At 53.1% G+C, this 23,148-nt stretch carries 20 protein-coding genes; 10 read left to right on the top strand and 10 right to left on the bottom strand.

Annotated elements, in window-relative coordinates; all coding sequences use genetic code 11:
• Positions 1–16 precede the first annotated feature (16 nt).
• Positions 17–271 (bottom strand): YebO family protein, encoded by a 255-nt coding sequence (locus ACJY2L_RS01995; RefSeq protein WP_067431237.1) that lies wholly within the window; start codon positions 269–271, stop codon positions 17–19.
• Positions 272–445: 174 nt separating this feature from the next.
• Here ACJY2L_RS01995 and ACJY2L_RS02000 point away from each other — a divergent pair, with 174 nt between their 5' ends.
• On the top strand, positions 446–682 hold the full coding sequence (locus tag ACJY2L_RS02000; protein WP_439212192.1) for a YobH family protein: 237 nt from the start codon (positions 446–448) through the stop codon (positions 680–682).
• 17 nt (positions 683–699) lie between these two features.
• Here ACJY2L_RS02000 and kdgR read toward each other — a convergent pair whose 3' ends face one another.
• Positions 700–1,491, bottom strand: coding sequence for a DNA-binding transcriptional regulator KdgR (gene kdgR / locus ACJY2L_RS02005; protein ID WP_187486061.1), 792 nt, complete (start codon positions 1,489–1,491; stop codon positions 700–702).
• 336 nt (positions 1,492–1,827) lie between these two features.
• On the opposite strand from kdgR, the gene ACJY2L_RS02010 reads away from it, so the two are divergent.
• Positions 1,828–2,613: a hypothetical protein gene (locus ACJY2L_RS02010; RefSeq protein WP_439212193.1), complete on the top strand. Its 786-nt coding sequence runs from the start codon at positions 1,828–1,830 to the stop codon at positions 2,611–2,613.
• A gap of 252 nt (positions 2,614–2,865) precedes the next feature.
• Positions 2,866–4,248, top strand: coding sequence for an MFS transporter (locus ACJY2L_RS02015; protein ID WP_187487754.1), 1,383 nt, complete (start codon positions 2,866–2,868; stop codon positions 4,246–4,248).
• Between the two features lie 48 nt (positions 4,249–4,296).
• Here the strand turns inward: ACJY2L_RS02015 and htpX are convergent, their stop codons facing one another.
• The 4 genes from htpX to ACJY2L_RS02035 form a co-directional block, all read right to left on the bottom strand.
• A complete protein-coding gene (gene htpX / locus ACJY2L_RS02020) occupies positions 4,297–5,178 on the bottom strand; it encodes a protease HtpX (RefSeq protein WP_067431253.1) in 882 nt (293 codons plus the stop codon).
• 198 nt (positions 5,179–5,376) lie between these two features.
• On the bottom strand, positions 5,377–7,404 hold the full coding sequence (prc, locus tag ACJY2L_RS02025) for a carboxy terminal-processing peptidase (protein ID WP_439212194.1): 2,028 nt from the start codon (positions 7,402–7,404) through the stop codon (positions 5,377–5,379).
• A 19-nt stretch (positions 7,405–7,423) separates the two neighbouring features.
• Positions 7,424–8,110, bottom strand: a complete 687-nt coding sequence (proQ, locus tag ACJY2L_RS02030) for an RNA chaperone ProQ (RefSeq protein ID WP_067431258.1) — start codon at positions 8,108–8,110, stop codon at positions 7,424–7,426.
• A 105-nt stretch (positions 8,111–8,215) separates the two neighbouring features.
• Positions 8,216–8,707 (bottom strand): GAF domain-containing protein, encoded by a 492-nt coding sequence (locus ACJY2L_RS02035; protein ID WP_067431261.1) that lies wholly within the window; start codon positions 8,705–8,707, stop codon positions 8,216–8,218.
• A gap of 221 nt (positions 8,708–8,928) precedes the next feature.
• Between ACJY2L_RS02035 and yebS the strand changes: the two genes are divergently transcribed.
• The 3 genes from yebS (at position 8,929) to rsmF (ending at position 14,295) form a co-directional block, all read left to right on the top strand.
• Positions 8,929–10,173 carry a membrane integrity lipid transport subunit YebS gene (gene yebS / locus ACJY2L_RS02040; RefSeq protein ID WP_439212195.1) on the top strand — a complete coding sequence of 415 codons (1,245 nt, stop codon included), beginning with the start codon at positions 8,929–8,931 and terminating at the stop codon, positions 10,171–10,173.
• Entirely contained in the window at positions 10,142–12,781 is a 2,640-nt protein-coding gene (locus tag ACJY2L_RS02045; RefSeq protein WP_439212196.1) for an MlaD family protein, read from the top strand. Before yebS ends, ACJY2L_RS02045 begins: the two co-directional genes overlap by 32 nt.
• A gap of 71 nt (positions 12,782–12,852) precedes the next feature.
• Entirely contained in the window at positions 12,853–14,295 is a 1,443-nt protein-coding gene (gene rsmF / locus ACJY2L_RS02050) for a 16S rRNA (cytosine(1407)-C(5))-methyltransferase RsmF (RefSeq protein ID WP_439212654.1), read from the top strand.
• 1 nt (position 14,296) lies between these two features.
• Here the strand turns inward: rsmF and ACJY2L_RS02055 are convergent, their stop codons facing one another.
• The gene (locus tag ACJY2L_RS02055; RefSeq protein WP_439212197.1) at positions 14,297–14,944 is read right to left on the bottom strand and encodes a metallophosphoesterase; all 648 of its coding nucleotides are present in this window, start codon (positions 14,942–14,944) and stop codon (positions 14,297–14,299) included.
• Positions 14,945–14,965: 21 nt separating this feature from the next.
• On the opposite strand from ACJY2L_RS02055, the gene ACJY2L_RS02060 reads away from it, so the two are divergent.
• Positions 14,966–15,286, top strand: a complete 321-nt coding sequence (locus ACJY2L_RS02060) for a hypothetical protein (protein ID WP_439212198.1) — start codon at positions 14,966–14,968, stop codon at positions 15,284–15,286.
• 441 nt (positions 15,287–15,727) lie between these two features.
• Positions 15,728–16,288: a hypothetical protein gene (locus tag ACJY2L_RS02065; RefSeq protein ID WP_439212199.1), complete on the top strand. Its 561-nt coding sequence runs from the start codon at positions 15,728–15,730 to the stop codon at positions 16,286–16,288.
• Positions 16,289–16,886: 598 nt separating this feature from the next.
• On the opposite strand, the gene ACJY2L_RS02070 is transcribed toward ACJY2L_RS02065, so the two are convergent.
• Positions 16,887–18,533, bottom strand: coding sequence for a methyl-accepting chemotaxis protein (locus tag ACJY2L_RS02070; protein WP_439212200.1), 1,647 nt, complete (start codon positions 18,531–18,533; stop codon positions 16,887–16,889).
• Positions 18,534–19,008: 475 nt separating this feature from the next.
• On the opposite strand from ACJY2L_RS02070, the gene ACJY2L_RS02075 reads away from it, so the two are divergent.
• Positions 19,009–20,106 (top strand): acyltransferase family protein, encoded by a 1,098-nt coding sequence (locus ACJY2L_RS02075; protein ID WP_439212201.1) that lies wholly within the window; start codon positions 19,009–19,011, stop codon positions 20,104–20,106.
• Between the two features lie 84 nt (positions 20,107–20,190).
• Here ACJY2L_RS02075 and ACJY2L_RS02080 read toward each other — a convergent pair whose 3' ends face one another.
• Positions 20,191–21,504: a CitMHS family transporter gene (locus tag ACJY2L_RS02080; RefSeq protein WP_439212202.1), complete on the bottom strand. Its 1,314-nt coding sequence runs from the start codon at positions 21,502–21,504 to the stop codon at positions 20,191–20,193.
• A gap of 595 nt (positions 21,505–22,099) precedes the next feature.
• On the opposite strand from ACJY2L_RS02080, the gene ACJY2L_RS02085 reads away from it, so the two are divergent.
• Positions 22,100–22,357: a hypothetical protein gene (locus tag ACJY2L_RS02085; RefSeq protein ID WP_439212203.1), complete on the top strand. Its 258-nt coding sequence runs from the start codon at positions 22,100–22,102 to the stop codon at positions 22,355–22,357.
• A 445-nt stretch (positions 22,358–22,802) separates the two neighbouring features.
• Here ACJY2L_RS02085 and ACJY2L_RS02090 read toward each other — a convergent pair whose 3' ends face one another.
• Positions 22,803–23,144, bottom strand: a complete 342-nt coding sequence (locus tag ACJY2L_RS02090; RefSeq protein WP_067431396.1) for a YebY family protein — start codon at positions 23,142–23,144, stop codon at positions 22,803–22,805.
• Positions 23,145–23,148: the final 4 nt, after the last annotated feature.

The following is a 23,148-nucleotide window of genomic DNA, read 5'->3' on the forward strand; positions in this document are numbered from 1 at the left end:
CTGTTCTGCCTTGTGCTTAGCGTTCAGGAATAACCCGGATAAAGTCGCGTTCGATCTCTTCCTGCGGCTTGATCTCCGGCTCCGGCTGCAACCATTTTTTCAGCAGGGCATTCTGCTTTTTTTGCTCGTCGAGCAGGTTTTGCAGCAGACGGATTTGTTCATTGGCCCGCACGCTGGCGCGGTTGACAAAAAACCACAGCACCAGTCCGATCGCCGTGCCAATCAGGACCGCGACGGGCAACAGTAAACCGCTTGTATTCAACTCGTTCATAGCTGCCTCAACATCTTATTATGCATTTATTCAGGGCAAGATAATAAGGGTTCCGCTGGTCTGCTGCCAGCAGCAAGGCGGTTTTCAGCCAGATCCGATCGACGCCGCTGCGCTTTTGCCGCATGCTGCAACTGAAACCATTACAGCGCAGGCGACAAGCCACAGGGAGAGAAGATGAAAACGATCACGCGAATGACCGGATTAGTGCTGATTATCTGGTTAGCGATGTTGTTAACCGGCTACGGCGTATTAGCGGGAAGCACCAAAAATGCCGCAGGCATGGGATTGCGCTGCGATTACCTTACGGCCCGTGGCCTGGTCACCGCGCAGTATCTGCATAGCGAAAGCGGCATTATCGGCGTTACCGATTGCCCACTGCTGAAAAAAAGCACGCAGGTCATCGATAATTAAGCCGATTTTAGCGAGGGTTAAAACGGATAATCGTGATAGCCCATCTGTGAAGAGAGCGTACGACCTGCGCGATGCAGCATCTCGACGTACTCAACTTTACGCTCTTCCGAGAAGCGGATGGTCGGGAACGAGATGCTTAATCCGGCAATCACTACGCCAAAACGATCGAAAACCGGCACGGCGATGCAGCGTAAGCCGATCTCCTGCTCTTCATTATCTTCGCCAAAGCCCTGCGCTTTGACCTGATCCAGCACCTTCAGCAAGGCGTCCACGCTGAGAATGGTGTGTTCAGTGCTCGCCCGAAACTCCACATCCTTGAGTAAATCGGCAACTTCACTGCGATCGCGCCAGGCGAGCAGCACCTTACCAATCGCGGTGGTGTGCAGCGGATTGCGGCGGCCAATACGCGAGTACATGCGCAGGTTGTAGAGCGAATCGATTTTGTGGATATAGACAATACTGTCTTCTTCCAGCGCACCAAGGTGAATCGTTTCTTTGGTGAGCCGAGAAATTTCGCGCATCTGAATATCCGCGCTGCGAATCAGATCGACGTTTTGCAGTGCTTTGGCACCCAGTTCAAACAGCTTCAGCGTCAGCGCATACTTCTCGGATTCGCCCTCCTGGCTGACATAGCCGAGAGTTTTCATGGTTTGCAGAAAGCGGTAGACGGTGCTTTTCGACATCATCACCCGTTGCGACAGCTCGGTAATGCCATTTTCGCGCTCTTCACCGAGCGCCTGCAAAATGCCGAACACCTTCATCACAGACGAAACGGCGTCGGGTTGTTTATCGTTATCAGCGGCAGACATGGCATTAACCCTCAGGGTTGTTTCATAAAAACTGGAACAGGTTTTTCAGTATAAAGTGACAGCCCTGACAACCGCAATCGCGTTGCAACAAAGCAGACATATTTGCCGCTGTTTTAGCGCAGGTACGCTGTCATTAACGCACAAAACCCTCAGCCAGGGGGTATTCATCCTACTTAACCTTTCTCATCACTAAATAAGCTTCTTTTCTGCTGCTATCGCACTGTCAGGGCGCCATTACGCCGATTGCGCGCTTCCTCCTTTGCCTGTGACCTGAACGCGTGATCCGCTACACCCTGCTGGATCGATTAGCGGCATAGCGGATCCCATCGGGAAAACGTGACCGAAGTCACCTTTCCTTGTCGTAGCGCAAAAAATGGAATGTCAATTTATGTCAACTTTGTTCGCAGAGAGAATAAACCACTATTCTACACTTTGATGGGAACGACACAGATGAAAATTTCAATAATTGCTGTACTGGTAATGGCTGCTTCTTCTTCATTTACTATGAGTGCAGCTCAGGCTGCAGATGATCAGGGCCAATCCTTCGGGCAGGCATATACAGACGCTAAAAATGGCGTTAACCAGACTGCCAGCCAGCCTGTGAGTGGCTATGGCCAATCCTATATTGATGCTAAAAATGGCGTTAATCAGACAGCCAACCAACCTGCAAGCGGTTATGGCCAATCATACATTGATGCTAAAAACGACGTTAACACCGTCGCCTGGACCAAAAACGATCCGACGGGAACGCCTGCAAATATCATCTCAGCCTCTACCCTGACTGCCGCTAAAGCCCCGGTAACTATCAATGTTGCCGCCTCTACGCTGACACCTTCAACGCCGGTTAGCGTCACGGTGAACGGTGTAATCCAGACGGTTGCAGCGTCCACCCTGGCACCCTCTGTTCAGGTTGCCGTTCCTCAGACTGTCTCTTATTTCGCGGGCGTGACTCCCCATACGGCAAATGGTGGGCGTGACTCTACAGGCGGTCGCTCAGAACACGGAACCGGCAACGGCAGCAATAACGCGGCGAATTCGAACAGCGCGCATGGATTAGGTGGCGGCAACCATATCGGCGGTGGCTCAGCGCAGTCCGGCAGCCGCAACATAGGCCACTGGTAAGGCTCTCATCCTTGCATTAATGCTGTCAGACATCAGCTGATTGCGGTTTGGCAGCACATTCCTCACGGCCTAACCGTTATGGCAAACTGCGGATCATTGCATCGGGCAAGGATCGTGGCGCCTCACTCGGCAACCGCAATCGCGTTGCAACCAAGCAGACATATTTGCTGATGATTAATTGCAGGCAAACGATGCATTTAGTGTCAATAATCATTAGCATGATGATATTCACTCCGCTTACCTTTTAACATCATGACGCCTTCTTCTGTTTCTGATGGACTGCCGCTGCCACGTCGCTACGGTGCCATTGCGGCGATCGCGCTCGGCCTGACCATGGCCGTGCTGGACGGTGCAATCGCTAACGTTGCGCTGCCGACCATTGCCCGTGATTTACACGCCAGCCCCGCAGCATCGATCTGGATCGTGAACGCTTATCAGCTGGCGATCATCGTCTCACTGCTGTCGCTCTCTTTTCTTGGCGATATTCTGGGCTACCGGCGCATCTATCAGGCGGGCCTGGTCATGTTTACCTTTACCTCGCTGTTCTGCGCGCTGTCTGATTCACTCAGCATGCTGACATTTGCACGCGTGCTGCAGGGTTTTGGCGGCGCGGCGCTGATGAGCGTCAATACCGCCCTGATCCGCATCATTTATCCGCAGCGCCAGCTGGGACGCGGCATGGCGATCAACTCGCTGATCGTGGCGGTTTCTACCGCGGCTGGCCCTACGGTTGCCGCGGCGATTTTGTCGGTTGCATCGTGGAAATGGCTGTTTTTTATCAATGTGCCGGTGGGCTTTATCGCCTTCTGGCTGGCGCTACGCTTTTTGCCGGACAACCTGCAAAAAGCCAAAGGTCAGCGTTTCGATATTCCCAGCGCGGTAATGAATGCGTTGACTTTTGGGCTGCTGCTCTCGGCGCTGAGCGGCATGGCGCAGGGCAGCCCGCTTTGGCTCATTGTGGTTCAACTGTTAGCGCTGATGATCATCGGCACGCTGTTTATTCGTCGCCAGCTCAGTATGGAATTTCCTTTGCTGCCGGTCGATCTGCTGCGCCTGCCGATTTTTTCCCTGTCGATAGGCACCTCGGTCTGCTCGTTTACCGCACAAATGTTGGCGATGGTGTCGCTGCCGTTCTATCTGCAAAATGTACTGGGTCGCGATGAAGTCGCAACCGGCCTGCTGCTGACACCCTGGCCGCTGGCGACGATGGTCTTCGCGCCGATCGCCGGTCGGCTGATCGAGCGTTATCACGCCGGGCTGCTCGGTGGCATTGGGCTGATGATGTTTGCCGGCGGGCTGTTTGCGCTCGCGTTGCTGCCCACTTCGCCTTCCGACCTGGACATTATCTGGCGCATGATGCTGTGCGGCGCAGGTTTTGGGCTGTTTCAGTCCCCCAATAATCACACTATTATCTCTTCGGCACCGCGTCAGCGCAGCGGCGGAGCCAGCGGCATGCTCGGCACGGCGCGTCTGCTGGGTCAGACCACCGGCGCCGCACTGGTCGCCATGATGTTTAATCTGTTTGGCGACAGCGGCACTCACGCATCGCTGATTGCTGCCGGTATCTTTTCCAGCGTGGCAGCGGCGATCAGCCTGACGCGCATGAGTCAGCAGCGCCCCGACGCGGCCGGATAGCGGACATAAAAAAAGGCGACCGAAGTCGCCTTTTTTGCAGTGCAGCCTTTATTTCAGGTAGTCGCCGTTGCGCAGTGCTTCGATACGCTTATCCAGCGGCGGATGCGACATGAAAAACTCGCTCAACGATTTTGACTTACCGTTGATGCAGAACGCCATCATGCTACCCGCTTCCTGCGGCTCATAGCTGGTTTTCAGGCGCTGCAAAGCAGCAATCATCTTTTCGCGGCCCACCAGTTTGGCTGAACCGGCATCGGCATGGAATTCACGGTGACGCGAGAACCACATGGTGATCATGCTCGCCAGAATGCCAAACACCAGCTCCAGCACGGTTGCCACCGCGAAATAGACCAGCGGATTACCGTTGCTGCTGCCCTCTTCATCGCGGTTACCCGACAGAAAGCCGGAAGCCAGCTGCGCCAGAATACGCGAGATAAAGATAACAAAGGTGTTCACCACGCCCTGAATAAGGGTCATCGTCACCATGTCGCCGTTAGCGATGTGGCTCATCTCGTGTGCCAGCACCGCTTCCGCCTCATCGCGGCTCATGTTCTGCAACAGGCCGGTGGAGACCGCCACCAGCGAGGCATCGCGGCGTGCGCCGGTGGCGAAGGCGTTGATATCCGGCGCATGATAAATGGCGACCTGCGGCATAGCGACGCCTGCCTGCTGAGCCTGCTGTGCAACGGTATGCAGCAACCAGCGTTCGGTCTCATTTCGTGGCTGTTCAATAACTTCACCGCCAACGGATCTCAGCGCCATCCACTTCGACATCAGCAGTGAAACAAACGCACCGCCAAAGCCAAACAGACCTGCCATAATCATCAGACCCTGAACACTGCTTGACTGGATTCCCGTCAGGCTGAGGATCAGCCCAAATACCAACATCACAGCCAGGTTGGTTACCAGGAACAAAGCAATACGCATCATAAAGGTTATTTTCCTCACTTAACTAAGCGCAGTTGCGCGGACATATATCGTAGGGCTATTGCACCGCTTTTCAAGCATGAAAAAGGTTTAATTGCCTGAAAACAGATAACTTTACACTTGGTTCTCTCCGGCACGCAGACATAAAAAAGGCACCCGATAAAGGTGCCTTTTCATCCGTGCTGCATGGCAGCTCAAGAACTATTTCTGTGGTTGCGCTTTTTCCAGCTGCGCCAGATCGTTAGCGATATTCACTGTCTCATCAAGATAAGGATCGGGCTCTTTGTACTCTTTCGGCAGATCGTCCAGCTTCGCCAGCGGTTTCTTGCCTTCAGCCTGATAGCGCGCGTTGATACGTTCCAGACGCAGCGCATCCTCTTCCCGATTCTCTTTTTCGCGTTTTGCCAGATTAAGCGACACAATGTTGCGCTTATCCTTCATCGCGTTGAAACGGGCGATATCTTTAATGATGTACTGAAATTCGCGATCTTTAGCGATACGGGCGGCATGCTCTTTCGTCAACTGCGGCACCAGCGGCGTAATATCGCCGGACTTGGTGTAGCTTGCAGCATTGATGCTATCCCACGGCAGCGCGTTGTCTTCGAATTTCTCACCGGTTTCAGAGGCTTCAACGCCGGTTGGCATCAGCAGATCGGGCGTAACGCCTTTACGCTGCGTACTGCCGCCATTAATACGATAAAACTTCTGAATGGTGTATTGCACCGAGCCCAGCGCTGGCCATTCCGGACGCAGCATTTGATCGTAGATGCGGTTCAGCGAGCGGTACTGCTGTACCGTGCCTTTACCGAAGGTCGGCTCACCCACCACCAGCGCGCGGCCATAATCTTGCATGGCCGCAGCAAAGATCTCTGACGCAGAGGCACTGAAGCGATCCACCAGCACCACTAACGGGCCGTTGTAATAAACGATGCCGTCGGTGTCACTGTCTTCACGTACGCGGCCGTTATTATCACGCACCTGCACCGCCGGACCGCTGGGAATAAACAGCCCTGACAGCGATACCGCTTCGGTTAACGCACCGCCGCCGTTGGTCCGCAGATCGATCACCACGCTGTCGACGTTCTGCTTCTGCAGTTTCTGCAGCTGCACTTTAACGTCGTCAGTCAGGCCAACGTAGAAGCCAGGGATGTCCAGCACGCCGACTTTCTCTTTACCGACGTTATGCACCGACATCTTCACCGCGCGATCTTCGAGACGGATTTTCTCGCGGGTCAGCGATACGATGCGGGTTTTGCTGCCTTTACCGGCAGGCAGGATCTCCAGGCGAACCTTGCTGCCTTTCGGTCCTTTAATTTTGGCAACCACGTCATCCAGACGCCAGCCGATGACATCTTCCATCGGCTTGCCTGGCTGCGCGACGCCTACAATGCGGTCACCTACGCTGATGGTTTTGCTGCGCGCAGCCGGGCCGCCCGCGACCATCGAGTTGATCACCGTGTAATCTTCGTCCATCTGTAACACCGCACCGATACCTTCCAGAGACAGGCTCATTTCGGTATTGAACTGCTCGGTGTTGCGCGGCGACAGGTAGTTGGTGTGCGGGTCAATCTCATGCGCAAAGGCATTCATCGCCAGCTGGAACACATCTTCACTGTTGCTCTGCGCCAGACGGCGAATGGCAAAGTTGTAGCGCTTGGTCAGGATGTCACGAATTTCCTGCTCAGTTTTGCCGGTCAGCTTCAGGCTCAACTCATCATATTTGACTTTGGCATCCCACAGCGCATTCAGCTCAGGCGTGGTTTTTGGCCACGGCGCCTTGCTGCGATCGACATCAATGGTGTCATCGCCGGTGAAATTCATCGGCTTGCTCAGCACCTGCAGCGCATATTGATAGCGCTCAAAACGGCGCTTCTGCGCCAGATTGTAGAGATCGTAAAACACGTTGAGCTTGCCGCTGCGGAACTCATCGCCCACAGTGGCTTTTTTATCGGCAAATTGGGCGACATCAGACGCCAGCAGCACGTTGTGGCTGTAATCCAGCATGTTCAGATAACGGTCAAAAATCTTGGCGGAAAAATCACCGTTAAGATCGAACTGACGATAGTGAGAACGGGTAAAGCGTGAGGTCACGCGCTCACTTACCGTGGCATGCTGTGGTTCTTCTTTTAGCTGAGGAATTTGATCCGCGCGGGTAATGTTATCGGCGGCAAAAGCATGGCCTGCAACAAGCAGGCCAGCGATGATACTCATTTTAAACAGTTTGTTCATGCCCTGGTCAGCCTCCGTATCAGAACTGCAAGTGTTCTGCGCGCACAATCATTGCCATGCCGGAAGCGAGCTGCACCCGAACGCCATCCTTTGAAACTTCAAGGATAGTGGCGTCCATCGCATTTTTGCCTGCTTTGACTTTGATATTTTGGCCTGGTTGCAAGGTAGATGTGTCAGTAACGGGCTTAGCGCGTGGTTGGCGTGGCGCAGCGTCAGCTCGTGGTGACTCAGAGCGAGGCGTTTTAGGCCGTGGCTTACGTGCCTGCTCACCTTCTGCCGCTTTACGCGGCGCGGGCTTGCGAGGACGACGCGGAGCCGCACCTTCTTCACCCTCAGCCTCACGCTTTTTAGCCTGCTGCTGTTCGCGCTGCGCCTGCACACGTGCTTTCGCCTCTTCCAGCTGCTTGCGGGCGTGCTCAACGTGTTGCTCATCCAGCACGCCACAGGCGTTACCGTCGAGATCGACACGGATTGCGCCAGCTTTGATGCCGTAAAGATAACGCCAGCTGGAGGTATAAAGACGCAGGGCTGAACGCAGTTGCGTTTTGCTCAGGTTCATTTCTCCCTGAACGCGCTCAACAAGATCCTGAAAGATGCCGATTTTTAATGGGCGAGCTTCGCCTTCGGCACTAAAGCATTGCGGAAACCGCTCAGCCAGAAAGGCAATAACTTCTTTACTACTATTCAACTTAGGTTGATTTTCCATGAAATTTCCTGATTACAACGGGTTTGCCAACCAGCGCAGGCATGAACAGCCGACATTATAATGACACCATCGGCAAATGCTACGTGATCCAGCATATAAGCTGCTTCAGGGACAAAGAATTTTTTCGATGTCGCTGTCAGCCAGCAGGTTACAAAGCCCATCAGTCAGGGTTTTTAACCCAGCTTCGTCATCACTGTCGAAGCGGTTGTATGCGGTGCTGTCGATATCAAGCACGCCAATAACACGTCCGTTTACCGTTAACGGCAACACAATTTCGGCGTTGCTGGCGGCATCGCAGGCGATATGTCCGGGGAACGCGTGCACGTCTTCAACGCGCTGAATGCGGGCTTCCGCCACGGCGGTGCCACAAACGCCTTTGCCAACCGGAATGCGTACGCAGGCGATTTTGCCCTGGAACGGGCCGAGCACCAGCGTGTTCGCTTCGGTCAACAGATAGAAGCCCGCCCAGTTGACGTCATGCAGACGTTCAAACAGCAGCGCGCTACAGTTACCTAACAACGGCAGAAACTGAGTTTCGCCCGCCAGCAATGCTGACATATCTCGATTCAGATCGTGGTAAAACGCTTTTTTGTCCATTTCCCAACCATAACAATCCCAAACGGCAACAACATGTTGCCGCTCGTTAAAATAAGCACTAAATATATGGGGCCACAAGGTGAATCACAGGATTAGTTAATATAACCTTAGAATCTTGTGGACCTGACACGCAACGGCGATGTCATACACGCGTTACGTTATGCTTGCGCCTGGTGGCGAAGCGCCGTCTTTTTGCGTTACAGGGCTATGCTGCTTTAACTATGAAAATTACCGCTATCAGCCATGCTTTGCCCCACGCACGTTATCAGCGTTGCCCGCAATGCGATACCCTTTTTTCCTTGCCGGATGTTAAATCATTTCAATCCGCGCATTGCCCGCGCTGCAACGCACGAATCGTTAATGGACGCGACTGGTCGATGACCCGTTTGACCGCCGCCGCGATGGCCATGCTGCTGTTAATGCCCTTCGCTTACACCTTCTCTTTAGTGGATATTCGCCTGCTCGGCGTCAACATCAGCGCCAGTTTATTGGGTGGCGTAGTGCAGATGGCTGAACAAGGTAACGTTATCGCCGCCGCCATGGTCGCCTTCTGTGCCATCGGCGCGCCGGTGACGCTGGTCACCGCCATCTGCTACCTCTATTTCGGTCACCGGCTCGGCATGAATCTCCGGCCGGTGTTGCTGATCATGGATCGCCTGAAAGAGTGGGTAATGCTGGATATCTATCTGGTGGGTATCGGCGTGGCGTCGATCAAAGTGATGGATTATGCCGATATCGCCATCGGCACCGGGCTGTACGCCTTTCTGGCGCTGACGCTGCTCAGTCTGGTCACGCTCATTCATCTCAACGTTGAGCAGCTGTGGCAGCGTTTTTACCCGCAGCCGGAAGCTCAAGTGGCGCTGGAAAAGCTGCAGGTGTGCCTGAATTGTCATCATACCGGCCTGGCCGATGCGCGTGGCCGCTGTCCGCGCTGCCACTCGCCGCTCGATTTTCGTCGGCGTTACAGCCTGCAAAAATCCTGGGCGGCGCTGATCGCCTCGGTGGTGCTGCTGATTCCGGCTAACCTGCTGCCGATCTCCATCATTTACCTGAACGGCAGTCGTCAGGAAGACACCATCTTCTCTGGCATCATGTCACTCGGGTCGGGCAATATCCCGGTAGCGGCGATTGTCTTTATCGCCAGTATTCTGGTGCCGTTTACCAAGGTATTTGTGCTGCTGGCGCTGCTGCTCAGCATTCACTTTAAATGCGAGCAGGGATTAAAAACCCGCGTTCGCCTGCTGCGCGTAGTGACCTGGGTCGGTCGCTGGTCAATGCTGGATCTGTTCGTTATTTCGTTAACCATGTCGCTGGTCAATCGTGATCAGCTGCTGGCTTTTACTATGGGACCGGCCGCCATCTATTTTGGCGCAGCGGTTATTCTCACTATCATGGCCGTTGAATGGCTCGATAGCCGACTGCTTTGGGATGCACATGCAACAGGAAACGCCGACTACACCGACTAGCGCCCACATTAAAAACAAGCGCAAAATCTCCCCTTTTTGGCTATTACCGGTTATCGCTTTACTGATTGCCGGCTGGCTGTTGTGGACCAATTATCAGGAGCGCGGCACCACGGTTACTATCGACTTTGTCTCAGCGGACGGCATCGTGCCAGGCCGGACGCCGGTGCGCTATCAGGGTGTTGAGGTCGGTACCGTGCAAGGCATCAGCATGACCGACGATCTGCGCACGATAAAAATTCGCGCCAGCATCAAAAGCGACATGCGCGATGCGCTACGCGATGACACGCAGTTCTGGCTGGTGACGCCAAAAGCATCGCTGGCGGGCGTGTCCGGGCTGGATGCGCTGGTCGGCGGCAACTATATCGGCATGATGCCTGGCAAGGGCAAACCGCAGGATCATTTTGTCGCGCTGGATACGCAGCCAAAATACCGCGTTAACAGCGGCGAGATGATGATTCACCTGCAGGCGCCCGATTTAAGCTCGCTGAACACCGGCTCGCTCATCTATTACCGCAAAATTCCGGTGGGCCGTGTGTATGACTACAGCATCAATCCCGATAACAGTGGCGTCACGGTCGATGTGCTGATTGAACGGCGCTTCACCAACCTGGTGAAAAAAGATAGCCGCTTCTGGAACGTCTCCGGCGTCAAAGCCGATGTTGGTCTGGGCGGCGCCAAAGTGCAGCTGGAGAGCGTTGCAGCGCTGGTTAATGGCGCCGTCGCCTTTGATTCACCGGTTAATTCTGAACAGGCAAAAGGCGAAGCGACTTATCATCTCTATCCCGATCTGGCGCACAGCCAGCGCGGCGTTGAGGTGACGCTGGATCTGCCGGATGGTCGGAATCTCAAGGCGGGCAGCACGCCGCTGCTCTATCAGGGCCTGGAAGTCGGCACCTTAACCGGCCTCAATCTTCATGACGGTGGCAAAGTCACCGGCGAACTGACGCTGGATCCCTCGGTGGTTGGCCTGATGCGCAGCGGCACGCGCATTGAAATGCGCAGCCCGAAAATCAGTTTGACCGATACCAGCCTGAGCAGCCTGTTAACCGGCAACACGCTGGAACTGGTGCCGGGCGAAGGTGACCCGAAAAATCACTTTACCGTGCTGGCCAGTAACGAAACGCTGCTGCAACAGCCGCAGGTGTTGTCCGTCACGCTGACCGCACCGGAAAGCTACGGTATTGATGCCGGTCAGCCGGTCATGCTCTACGGCATGCGCATCGGTCAGGTGATCAGTCGCGATCTCAATGCGCGTGGCGTCAGCTTTAAAGCCGCGATTGAACCGCAGTATCGCCAGCTGGTTCATGGCGACAGCTTGTTTGTGATGAACAGCCGCCTTGATGTGAAGTTCGGCCTCGATGGTATGCAGGTGCTGGGCGCCAGCGCCCGTGAATGGGTCGATGGCGGCATCCGTTTGATTCCAAGGTCAAAAGCGGGTCCGCGTGACAGCTATCCGCTTTACGCCGACGAAGAGAAAGCGCGCGAAGGCATTATCGGCAACCGACCGCCGACCACCCTGACGCTGACCGCCAGCAGCCTGCCCGATGTGCAGGCGGGATCGGTGGTGCTTTATCGTAAATTTCAGGTGGGTGAAATTGTCGATGTGACGCCAAAAGCCAACGAGTTTGACGTTGAAGTGCACATCAAACCGGAATATCGCAAACTGCTCACCGCCGACAGCGTGTTCTGGTCAGAAGGTGGCGCGCGCGTACAGCTCAACGGCGGCGGCTTAACCGTGCAGGCTTCACCGCTGAACCGGGCGTTAAAAGGCGCAATCAGCTTCGACAATTTGGCCGGTGCTGATAAAGGCCTGAGCCGCAGCGCGAAACGCATGCTCTACCCTTCGGAAACCGCCGCTCGCGCGGTGGGCAGCCAGATCGTGCTGCACACCTATGACGGCAGTAAACTCGCCTCCGGCATGCCGATTCGCTACCTCGGTATCGATATTGGTCAGGTAGAATCGCTGCAGTTAAGTAAGGATAACAATCAGGTGATCGCCAAAGCGGTGCTCTATCCTGAATACGTTGACGATTTTGCCCGTCAGGGCAGCCGTTTCTCCGTGGTGTCGCCGCAGATTTCCGCCGCGGGCGTCAACCATCTGGAAACTATCCTGCAGCCTTATCTCAACGTTGATCCGGGCAAAGGCCGCGCCACGCGTAACTTCGAGCTGCAAGAGACGACGATCACCGATTCACGTTATCTCAACGGTCTGAGCATCGTAGTGGATACCGCTGACGCCGGTTCGCTCTCAATCGGCACGCCGGTGCTGTTCCGCGGTGTTGAAGTCGGCACCGTTACCGGCACCTCGCTGGGCAATATGGCCGATCGCGTGCAGGTGACGCTGAAGATCAGCCAGAAATATCAGCATCTGGTGCGCAACAACTCGATCTTCTGGCAGGCTTCCGGCTACAACTTCGATTTCGGTCTGATCGGTGGCGTAGTGAAAACCGGCACCTTCCAGCAGTTCATTCGCGGTGGCATCCAGTTTGCCACGCCGCCGACGGTGCCGCTGGCGCCTCAGGCGACCTCCAACAAGCACTTCCTGCTGGAAGATGCGGAGCCGAAAGAGTGGCGTAAATGGGGAACCGCCATTCCTCAGCCCAACTGATTCACCGGGGCAGCGAAAGCTGCCCCATTTTTTTGCCTGTGATAAACTCGCCGCCTGCTTATTTTCTGGAAATTACCGTGTCCAATCCTGCTCCTCACTTTCCCCCCGCTTTTATCGATCTCATGCGTGACACCCTTGGCAATGACGCACAGCTGGCAGCGTTCCTGGCCATCAGCCAACAGCCGCTGCGCCGCAGCCTGCGGGTTAACACCCTGAAAATCAGCGTGGCCGATTTTTTACAGCAGGTCAGTGGCTACGGCTGGCAACTTGAGCCGATTCCCTGGTGTACGGAAGGATTCTGGATCCAGCGTGCGGAAGCGGATGAAGCATTGCCACTGGGTAGCGTGGCCGAGCACCTGAGCGGATTGTTTTATATTCAGGAAGCGAGTTCCATGCTGCCGGTCAGCGCGCTCATCGACCGCGTGCCGCAGCCTGAAACCGTAATGGACATGGCCGCCGCGCCCGGTTCTAAAACCACCCAGCTGGCCGCGCTGATGCAAAATCAGGGGGCGATTGTCGCCAACGAATTTTCCGCCAGTCGGGTCAAGGTACTGCACGCTAACCTCAGCCGCTGCGGCGTCAGCAACACCGCGCTGACCCATTTCGACGGTCGGGTATTTGGCGCCGCACTGCCGGAGCAGTTCGATGCCATTCTGCTGGATGCCCCCTGCTCCGGCGAAGGCGTGATCCGCAAGGACGCCGATGCGCTGCGCAACTGGTCGCTGGAGAGCACTCACGACATTGCCGCCACCCAGCGCGATCTGTTGGAAAGCGCTTTTCATGCCCTGAAGCCCGGCGGCACACTGGTGTATTCCACCTGCACGCTGAATCGCATTGAGAACCAACAGGTGATCGAAGATCTGCTGCAGCGCTATCCGCAGGCGGTGGAAATTGACTCGCTGACGGGACTCTTTGCTGGTGCTGAACAGGCGCTGACGCCGGAAGGTTTTCTGCACGTTTTCCCCATGCTGTTCGACAGCGAAGGCTTTTTTGTCGCTCGTCTGCGCAAAACCACTGCGGTGGCCCCCTTGCCTGCGCCGCACTACAAGCTGGGCAAACTGCCGTTTACGCCGGTGCCGCGCAAGCTGGTGGAGGATATCCGCCAGGCCGCTAAAAAGGTGGGTTTGTACTGGGAGGAGACGCAGGAACTGTGGCAGCGTGATAAAGAGCTGTGGCTTTTTCCCACGCCGATTGTGCCGATGCTGGCACGGGTGCGCTTTTCACGGATTGGCCTCAAACTGGCCGAGACGTTTCCCAAAGGCTACCGCTGGCAGCATGAAGCGATCGTCGCTCTTGCCAGCCCGCAGGCCAGCAACCGCGTTGAGCTGACGGAAGAACAGGCACATGAATGGTATCGCGGACGCGATGTTTACCCTGAGCAGCCGCTACCGGCTGATGAAGTGATCGTGACCTTTCAACAGCAGCCGCTGGGGCTGGCTAAAAAGGTCAATACGCGACTAAAGAACAGCTATCCGCGTGAGCTGGTACGCGACGGCAAACTGTTCCGCCTTTAACCTACTGCACCTGCACCAAAGTCAGCGTATTACCGAACACGGCGCCGGTATCGATGTAATGCACGTTACCGGCATCCAGCACCTTATCCAGCGGCGTATGGCCGAAGTAAAAGGCATCGGCGCCTGTGATATCGCGCGCAACGCCGCGCTGTATTTCACCGATACGTGCCCGGCTCCAGACCACCTGCTGTTCATCCACCGGCTGATCATAAGCATAATGATCGGCAGGATAATCGGCGTGCGCCACCACTACCACCCGCTCACCAAGTTGCAGGTGCACTATCAGCGGCAGTTTCGAGCAGCGCTTCAAAGCATGCCGCGCCGACACCATCGCCGCGCCTTTCATGCTCCAGAACCAGTTGCCGCCGTTACGTTGCCACATTTCGCGTGAGCCGCCCGCTAACGCCTGCAGCGCCATCTCTTCATGATTGCCGCGCACGCTGCGAAACCAGGGTGCATCCAACAGCCGCAGGCAGCCAAGGCTGTCTGGCCCGCGGTCAATCAAATCGCCGACTGACACCAACAAATCCTTTTGGATATCAAAACTCTGCGCAATAAGCTGCGCATCCAGCAGGCTACGACAGCCGTGCAGATCGCCGACAATATAGATGTGTCGCCAGTGTTGACCGTTAAGCATTTGATACAGCATGTCTTGAGCCTGCGCAGGAAAATGAGTGATGAGGAGAGCTTTGGGAATATGGGCCTTACACTAAAGCAAAGTATCGCCAGCGCAACCGCATCAACCCGGTTCAGCGTCCTGCTGATGGCTGTTGAAGAGGTCATCCTGCATGCAGCCGAACAAGCGAAGCCTTATCCGGCGCGGCCTGGCAGCCTATTAGCCGATCCAGTTATCACTTTACCTGAGACTTCACTATCAGAATTTGCCGTATCGATCACAGAGCGGAAACTTAGCTCCCGGCGGTTGACAACTGGCTGGAAAATCTTCGCCCCTCTTCTACAGTTTAGCTGTAAGGCGAAGACGCCTGCGTAATGCCAACTTTTAGCGCACGGCTCATCAAGAGCCATTTCCCTGGACCGGATACAGGAGTCGTATTCGGTCTTTTTTTGTTCATCGCTACAAAGCAATAAGTTACCTCAAAAACAATCACTCTACGCTTATCCTGTTCTACTCTTTTCTACCCTGCCGGAACCTCTGCCGCCATTTTGCCGCCACTCTTTTGCGCAATAATCGCCAAGGGATTGCAGTGCACAGCATCCTCTAAATGACTCGGCGCAATATGAGATTTTTTTATTGATTATTATCATGTTAACTGGATGTGCAACCTACACATCAAAAACGCAAGATATGCAAAAAACTTACGAGGAAGAAAAAAATAAAAACTAAAACCTTAATAACTGACACATAAAATAATATTTAAAGTATCCACATCCAGTGCCGATAATACCTAAAATTTAACATATCAAGGAGGACATGATGAGCATAAACGCTGATTTCAAAACGGTAAAAACGCTTATGGAGGATTTTCTTCAGGATGAAGTCATAAAAAGAAAACTACGGGTGATCTGCGGCTCCAGATTAAATGACTGGGAAAAATGGCTGCAACTTGAGCTTTCATTTTACATATCCTCTTTAGATAATTTCATTGTTGACCGCGAAGTTAAGGCGATTCCTGACAATCGAAAAATGAAGGATCGGCTAAATATGTTTGTGGATTTAGCTATCAGGAAGAAGAGAACAAAAGTAAACTCATTTATTTTCCTTGAACTAAAGTGCTCCACACATCCTCAGGCACTGATCAACGGTTTCACCAGGGATATTGATAAAATAAGCGCCATTAAACGGTGTAATTATGACACTCGTTCTTTTTGGTGCGTTGGATTCCATAAAAACTGTACGGAAAAAAGCGTCAGAAAAATGATCGATTTTGTTAATGAGTATGATGGCTACCATGAAGTTATCAAAATTTGTCACTGTCCAGCAGACGTTATTTGTGAATGTCAGGATAATAAAATAGGATTTGCCATCTTATAGTTATGCCAGTGCTCCTGTTATCTTCGGCTGTCGCTCAGCAAAATCCACCATCAGGATGGCCAGTTTCTGGCCATCTCATCCTCCCTTAATCCGATAACGGCTGAGCTATACACAACCCTATCCGCTGTCTCGTCTGCGAATCAGCTTCAGGCTTGCTCGCGCATCTGCACACGCTCATCAGACACATGTCAACCATAACCATACGACAGGGATATATCTCGAATACCGGCGGACTATCGCTTAATTCAATGTGATAACGCGCAGCACCTCTGGATTCAATACGCCTCTCTGTGCGCACGCGTGACTTTTCCAGCCGTCTGTTTAACGGGTGATTTTCACCACCGCCGATCGGTGTTGCATCCAACAAAAGTTATGACGGTTTCCGTGTTGTGGCATCAGGGCTTAAGATGGTTAAAACAGCGGTTCCTGGTTCAGCTCTTTTGAGGTGGCGCGACGATGATTTATGTACAGCAAAGCGTCACAAAAAGCGATTGCGAAACATTAAAGAGGAAATAAGCGGGAAATTATTGAGGATGTTGTAACAGGAAATAAGACAAAAAGAGCCTCCCCGCCAGAACAGGGAGGATCGCATCAGAGATTAAAAGCTCTCCCAGCTGCTGTCGCCAGCGGCAACCGGCTGTTTGACACTCAGAGGCGCCGGACGACGAAGCGCTTCCTGCGGTTTATTTACCGCATGATGGTCGCCGATCATTTTAAATGAGGAGACCAGTCGGGTCAGGGTTTCCGCCTGATCCTGCAGCGAACGGGAGGCAGAAGAAGCTTCTTCCACCAGCGCGGCGTTCTGCTGGGTCACTTCATCCATTTGGCCAATCGCCTGATGCACCTGCTCAATGCCCCGGCTCTGCTCAATAGCAGATGTCGCTATTTCATGCACGATGGTGGCCACCTGATTGATTGCATCGGTGACTTTTTCTGAGTTTTCACCCACGCCCGCCGCCTGCTGTGCGCCGTTCGCGACCTGCTGCACCGAGGTGCTGATCAGATCTTTGATTTCACGGGCGGCAGACGATGAACGCTGCGCCAGATTACGCACTTCGCTGGCAACTACCGCAAAGCCACGGCCATGTTCACCAGCGCGGGCCGCTTCAACCGCGGCGTTCAGCGCGAGGATGTTGGTCTGGAAGGCGATACCTTCGATCAGGCCGGTGATTTCAGAAATCTTACCGGAGCTGGTACGGATATCTTCCATGGTGGTCAGCATCGCTTTCACCGAACCGCCGTTCTCCGCTGACAGCTTGTTGGCCGCGTTAGCCAGTGCGCTGGCTTCATCGGCGCTGAGCGAGTTGTTTTTTACCGTTTCACTGAGCGCCGCCATGCTGGCCGAGGTCTGCTCCAGCGAGGCCGCCTGCTCTTCCGTGCGCGATGAAAGATCTTCGTTGCCAGCGGCAATCTGCGTTGAGCCGGTGCTCACCGACAGCGCAGAGCTGTTTACCGACGATAACGTCTCGGAGAATTTGCGCATCAGGCGGTTAAAGGCAGCAGCGGTTTTGCCAATTTCATCATTGCGGCTTTCATCCGCCAGGCGTGATAAATCCAGGCTATTGCTGACGTCGGTCATCGTATTTTCAATACCGCTCAGACTTTTGCGAATGCTAATAATGGTACGGAAGGCGAAAAAGCTTAATAAGACGATAGCAGCAGTCACGCTGGTGGACATAATCCAGAACGTACGGCTGTAGGTTTCATTATTTTGCTTTCTGAGTTCGTTCCCAATTTTAATGTTAAGCTCAATCTGATTATTTAGATCCGTAGCCAGTTTCCTGCCAGCAGTACCAATGCCTGACTCGCCCTGTAATAATGCGAGCGAAGCATTTTTATCCTGTGCACGTGAGGCGGCGATAAAAGCGGGCAGCGCAGCTTTAACCGCATCAATATCGCGATAGATCTCTTCACTCATTTGACGATCTTCGTCACTTGATACGTCATTCGCCAGATAGTGATCGGTCAGCGTCTTTAGCTCATCAAGAATTGAGTTGATGTGCTGCTCCGCTGCAGGCATGCCAGACGCATCATTCAGCGTCTGATGGCGATAGAGCGCAATGCCAAGGTTGCTGGAGGCGCTGATAGATTTATTGAGATCCTTAATGCTGGGAATCGAATTCACCTGCACATATTCGAAACGGGCCTGAAAGCCCGATATCACCGACAGAGACATAAAGGCCAGCACGCAAAGCGCGGCGGCCAGCATCGAAAATGTTAAAACTAATCGCTGTGTAATAGTCATGCTCACCCCATGCTGAAAAATGTTAATAAATGAAAAGGCGGCATTCTGCCCCTGAACAGGGGTTATCGGCTGGCGGGTTTTATACTTTATTGGGTTAGGCGTTTATTACTCTCTGGCCGGTTCAGCTAATGCTAACTCCTTTATCCGACTGATTTTTTAGTTTGTAATAAAACATTTGCAGCAGGCACGCTGGCAAAGAAAAAAGTATCACGTTGCTTTCTGAATCACCTGTCTGTGCAAAGCCAGATAACATGCCGGTCAGCTTCAGTTATACGGGCGGACGTAAGCAGCAATAGCGGGATGAGGACATTACGCCTGGCCATTAAACCCCGCATCAGAATGACCTAAGCATTTATTCCTTAACGGGTTATAGCGGCAATTATCTTTATAGATACAGGCTGTTAATCTGGAGATGATAATTTTCAGATGATATAAATATGCCCTCTTTATACTTTCAGGGCACAATGCTGAAAAAATGAACACCCCAATAAAACCCACGATGTTTAAAGGCGTGCAGGCACTGCGTGGTCTGGCTGCGCTAAGCGTGATGTTGTTTCATTTTCGCTGGAATTTAAACAGCATGGGGCCGGGCATGGGAGACAGGTGGTTTGGATGGGGAGCCACCGGCGTTGATCTGTTCTTTTTGATCAGCGGCTTTGTTATTACTCTTTCTGCGCAAAAATCGACGCCCGGCTTTCACGGCGCAATGGTTTTCCTGAAACATCGTGCAAAGCGCATTTTGCCCGCCTACTACATTATTTTGCTGATTACCTTTTTTCTGTCAGGCGCGATGAGCACATTTCACTACTCGGATAAGGTGCTGAATTTAGTCAGCGCATTGACCTTTCAACCCATATACAGCGACAACGGACCCTTTTATCTTGATGACAGCGGGATGTATGGCGTTCGCTGGACGCTGAATTATGAAGTGTACTTTTATCTGGTGACCGGCCTGCTGCTGATATCGCCCTTTTTCAGCCTGACCAGATGGCTGTACTTTTTTTTGACGTTGATTGTTCTGCCGCTCTGTTTAGTTAGCGGTTTTTCCCTGTCGCCTGAAGGTTATGATACGGGTATCGCGCAGCTCAATCTGATTACCAATCCAATGATATTTTTGTTTATTGCTGGCATGGGTTTAGGCCTGCTCTATCCGCTGCTGAATCGTCTGAACAGCAAGGTAATGAGCCTGCTATTGCTGGCCTCATTAACAATGATGATGGCGCTATTTTATAACGGCAAATTCATCGATCACGGTCTGTTGAGTTGCGGTTGGCTTTATCTGATGGTGCTGGCATGCGCCGTGGGTGCAGAAAGTACTCTGGGAAAATATATTCCTCATGCCCTGATCAGGCTTGGCGACATCTCTTTTTCGTTATATTTGATTCATACGCTGATGAATACCGGGATCGGCAAGCGCTTTCACAACGCCGGTATTGAAGATGGCGTCGCACGCTTCGTGGTCTCCTGCATCTTTTCTTTAGTTTTGGCATGGTTATCATGGCGATTTATCGAAAGGCCTTTTCTGTCTAAAGGCAAAAAAGAGAAATCCGCAAAAACAGTCCACGGAAGCTGACCTTGTGATGATCGGTAAGCCGCTGTATCGCAGCTTACCGATCCTCTTCTGCTTATTAAGCACTGACTTACTACGCCAACGCTATCAAGAGTGATAAAGCGGGAAGGCGCCGAACAGAATGCCGCCGACCATCAAGGCAAAACTCACCAGCAGCCCCCATTTAATGGCGAAGCGTTGATGGTCGCCGATATCTACTTTTGCCAGCCCCACCAGCAGATAAACCGACGGCACCAGCGGACTCAGCAGATGGAACGGCTGGCCGATAATCGAGGCGCGGGCAATCTCTTCGGCTGAAATGCCATATCCCGCTGCCGTCTGGGCGATAACCGGCAAAATGCCAAAGTAAAAAGCATCGTTGGACATAAAAAAGGTAAACGGCAGGCTGACAATGGCGGTGAAAACGGCGAGATAAGGCCCGAAGCTGTGCGGAATAACCGCCAGCAGGCTTTTCGCCATGGCGTCAACCATACCGGTGCCGGACAAAATACCGGTGAAGATACCGGCGGCAAAAATCAGCGAGGTCACGGCCAGCACGTTACCGGCATGCTCATTGATGCGCGCTTTCTGCTGCTCCAGCGTGGGATAATTGAGCATCACTGCCACCGCAAACGCCATCATAAACAGGATCTGAATCGGCATCGCGCCCATGACCAGCAGCACCAGCAGCACGGTGGTCAGAATAAAGTTTGGCCAGAACATTTTCGGCCTGCGATTCGCTTCGCACTCTTCAGCGTTGCCAATGCCAAGGCTGATATCGTTAAGATGCTGGCTATCGATTTTAATCACACCCAGACGGCGGCGCTCAAGAATACCAAACCAGAACGCCATGCCCACTAGCGTGGCACAGGCGAACAGCATTGCCGGAATCATCGGGATAAAGATGTCCAGCGCATCAATCCGCAGCGCCGCCGCCGCACGGGCGGTTGGCCCACCCCAGGGTGAGAGATTCATGATGCCGCTGGCCAGGTTAATCAAACAGGTCATCGCCAGGATATTCATGCCCAGCTTGCGATAGAGCGGCAGAAACGCGGCGACGGCGATCATATAGGTGGTTGAACTGTCCCCATCCAGCGAAACAAGCAGCGTCAGGATAGCGGTGCCGACCAGCACTTTTAGCGGATCGCCGCGCACGATTTTAAGGATAAAGCGGACCAGCGGATCAAACAGACCGGCATCGATCATGATGCCAAAGTAGAGAATGGAAAAGGTGAGCATCACGCCGGTCGGCGCCAGCGCTTTCACGCCGGTGAGCATCATGTCACCCAGGCCGTGATAAAAACCGCCGATAAGCGCAAAGATGGTGGGCACAATGATCAGAGCAATCAGCGCCGACATGCGCTTGGTCATGATCAGGTACATAAAGCAGGTAACCATGGTAAAACCCAGTATGGTCAGCACAGGACACTCCTTACATCGTTAGCAGGCTCACAAAAGAAGTAACAAAGGTGCGTTGTTCATTCCGGCGGGTTATCAAAGACGCTTTTAACCCTACCAAAACCGATAGCGACTTTTGTCAAAAGGTTGATTTACGGTTTATTTGTTAATCAAGCTAACAATAAAATTTAACAATTCTGCATCTTTTAAGTGGAATAGTGACTCTCATCAAGCTTTGGATTTTTGTGAGAGATATTTTGTGATGAACATCCTGTTACCGGTATCCGTTACAACCAATCATTATCAGAATGAGGTACGAACGCCCGGTCAAAAGCAGCATGCAAAAGGGCAATGCGGCCAACGTGGTAGTAAAGCCTCAGGAATCACTTCCGACGGGTTCATTCCCGCATGGCACCGACTGAAATAGCCTGTCAGCATGCCACGTCTGACTGCCACGAAGATGTACACCCAGCCTGGCCACACCGCCTGTAGATTTTTCATTGGTCATCGCGCGTAGCGCTACACGGCAGACGCTATCTGGTTTACAGTGCTTGCCTGCGCGTTTGGGCGGAAGCCGGAGCGTCACCACACAACAATAGAAAACCGTAAGGATCCTCACATGACACCTGTAACGGCACTGCTGGGTTTAATGGCAGGCGCATGGTCAGTACGCAGCATCTGCATCAAAACGCAGAGCACGCCAAAAAAAGTGATCAAATCGATCGTTGCCGCCGGGTTCTTTTTAGGTCTGGGTGGTCTCGGGGCGGAAGAAGATAAGTTTGTACCGGTAATGATCTTATTAGCGGTGGGCGCCGTTATTCAGCTTATTGCCAATAAAAGAGATAAATCCGGCGCAGAAAAGAATAATAAAATCTAATCGCGGCGCGGCTGCACTATTACTCTGTTATCCCAGCCACCTGCGCGCCTGTTTAATGCACACGCATTTATAAACCAGGCGATGGATAACGACGCCACAACGGCATTCGGCGTGAAGATAGATACTGGGATAGGCGCGGCCATCCGGCGCTGTTGCGGTAGTGTGTTGCCAGCTGATAATACGCCAGCGATGCCAGTGCGGGATCACGGCAGGCTCCGGTTATTTAGCGTGGCGCGATTCTGAAGTAATTTTTAGCGGCGTCCGTTGATGAATATCAATTAACGCGCCAAGCCTGGGCGGCGAGGATTAAAAAGCGTAAAAATGCCCATCAGCATCATATTTAGTGATTACCCTGGCTTTAAGTGAAATAACTCATTTGATGGCGTGAGGAAGGGCTCTATTCAGTAATATGACCGGAACGGTATTCCGGTCATATTCAGCATTATTACTTGTCACACAACTGTTGTGCGCGATCAATAAACGGCTGCAGGCTCATTTTTTGCTGCGGATCTTTAGGATCGTTAAGGCGAATCACGTCAATTGACTGGCCGCGTGCTTCACCGCTGTTCACTTTCGCCTTAGCACGATCGTTCAGCGGATAAGGCATCAGCGTGCTGGGATTAATAGCAAACAAGGAGCCATCTTTCTCACAGGTCAGCATCACTTCTTCACGGTTAAATGCCCACTTTTCTTTGCCCACTTCAAAACGGCTGACGGTGATGATTTGTGCCGCCATGGCGTTGGCGCAAAAGCCCAGCGCCAGCAGCAGGGAAATGCTCTTTTTCATGCTT

Source organism: Duffyella sp. Ts4 (genome assembly GCF_051851875.1).
Taxonomy (GTDB): domain Bacteria; phylum Pseudomonadota; class Gammaproteobacteria; order Enterobacterales; family Enterobacteriaceae; genus Duffyella; species Duffyella gerundensis.

Bases quoted from the DNA above. Each gene is read 5' to 3' on its own strand.
- ACJY2L_RS01995 (WP_067431237.1), bottom strand. From the start codon at position 271: ATGAACGAGTTGAATACAAGCGGTTTACTGTTGCCCGTCGCGGTCCTG.
- ACJY2L_RS02000 (WP_439212192.1), top strand. From the start codon at position 446: ATGAAAACGATCACGCGAATGACCGGATTAGTGCTGATTATCTGGTTA.
- kdgR (WP_187486061.1), bottom strand. From the start codon at position 1,491: ATGTCTGCCGCTGATAACGATAAACAACCCGACGCCGTTTCGTCTGTG.
- ACJY2L_RS02015 (WP_187487754.1), top strand. From the start codon at position 2,866: ATGACGCCTTCTTCTGTTTCTGATGGACTGCCGCTGCCACGTCGCTAC.
- htpX (WP_067431253.1), bottom strand. From the start codon at position 5,178: ATGATGCGTATTGCTTTGTTCCTGGTAACCAACCTGGCTGTGATGTTG.
- prc (WP_439212194.1), bottom strand. From the start codon at position 7,404: ATGAACAAACTGTTTAAAATGAGTATCATCGCTGGCCTGCTTGTTGCA.
- proQ (WP_067431258.1), bottom strand. From the start codon at position 8,110: ATGGAAAATCAACCTAAGTTGAATAGTAGTAAAGAAGTTATTGCCTTT.
- ACJY2L_RS02035 (WP_067431261.1), bottom strand. From the start codon at position 8,707: ATGGACAAAAAAGCGTTTTACCACGATCTGAATCGAGATATGTCAGCA.
- yebS (WP_439212195.1), top strand. From the start codon at position 8,929: ATGAAAATTACCGCTATCAGCCATGCTTTGCCCCACGCACGTTATCAG.
- ACJY2L_RS02045 (WP_439212196.1), top strand. From the start codon at position 10,142: ATGCAACAGGAAACGCCGACTACACCGACTAGCGCCCACATTAAAAAC.
- ACJY2L_RS02055 (WP_439212197.1), bottom strand. From the start codon at position 14,944: ATGCTGTATCAAATGCTTAACGGTCAACACTGGCGACACATCTATATT.
- ACJY2L_RS02060 (WP_439212198.1), top strand. From the start codon at position 14,966: ATGAGTGATGAGGAGAGCTTTGGGAATATGGGCCTTACACTAAAGCAA.
- ACJY2L_RS02065 (WP_439212199.1), top strand. From the start codon at position 15,728: ATGATGAGCATAAACGCTGATTTCAAAACGGTAAAAACGCTTATGGAG.
- ACJY2L_RS02070 (WP_439212200.1), bottom strand. From the start codon at position 18,533: ATGACTATTACACAGCGATTAGTTTTAACATTTTCGATGCTGGCCGCC.
- ACJY2L_RS02075 (WP_439212201.1), top strand. From the start codon at position 19,009: ATGAACACCCCAATAAAACCCACGATGTTTAAAGGCGTGCAGGCACTG.
- ACJY2L_RS02085 (WP_439212203.1), top strand. From the start codon at position 22,100: ATGACACCTGTAACGGCACTGCTGGGTTTAATGGCAGGCGCATGGTCA.
- ACJY2L_RS02090 (WP_067431396.1), bottom strand. From the start codon at position 23,144: ATGAAAAAGAGCATTTCCCTGCTGCTGGCGCTGGGCTTTTGCGCCAAC.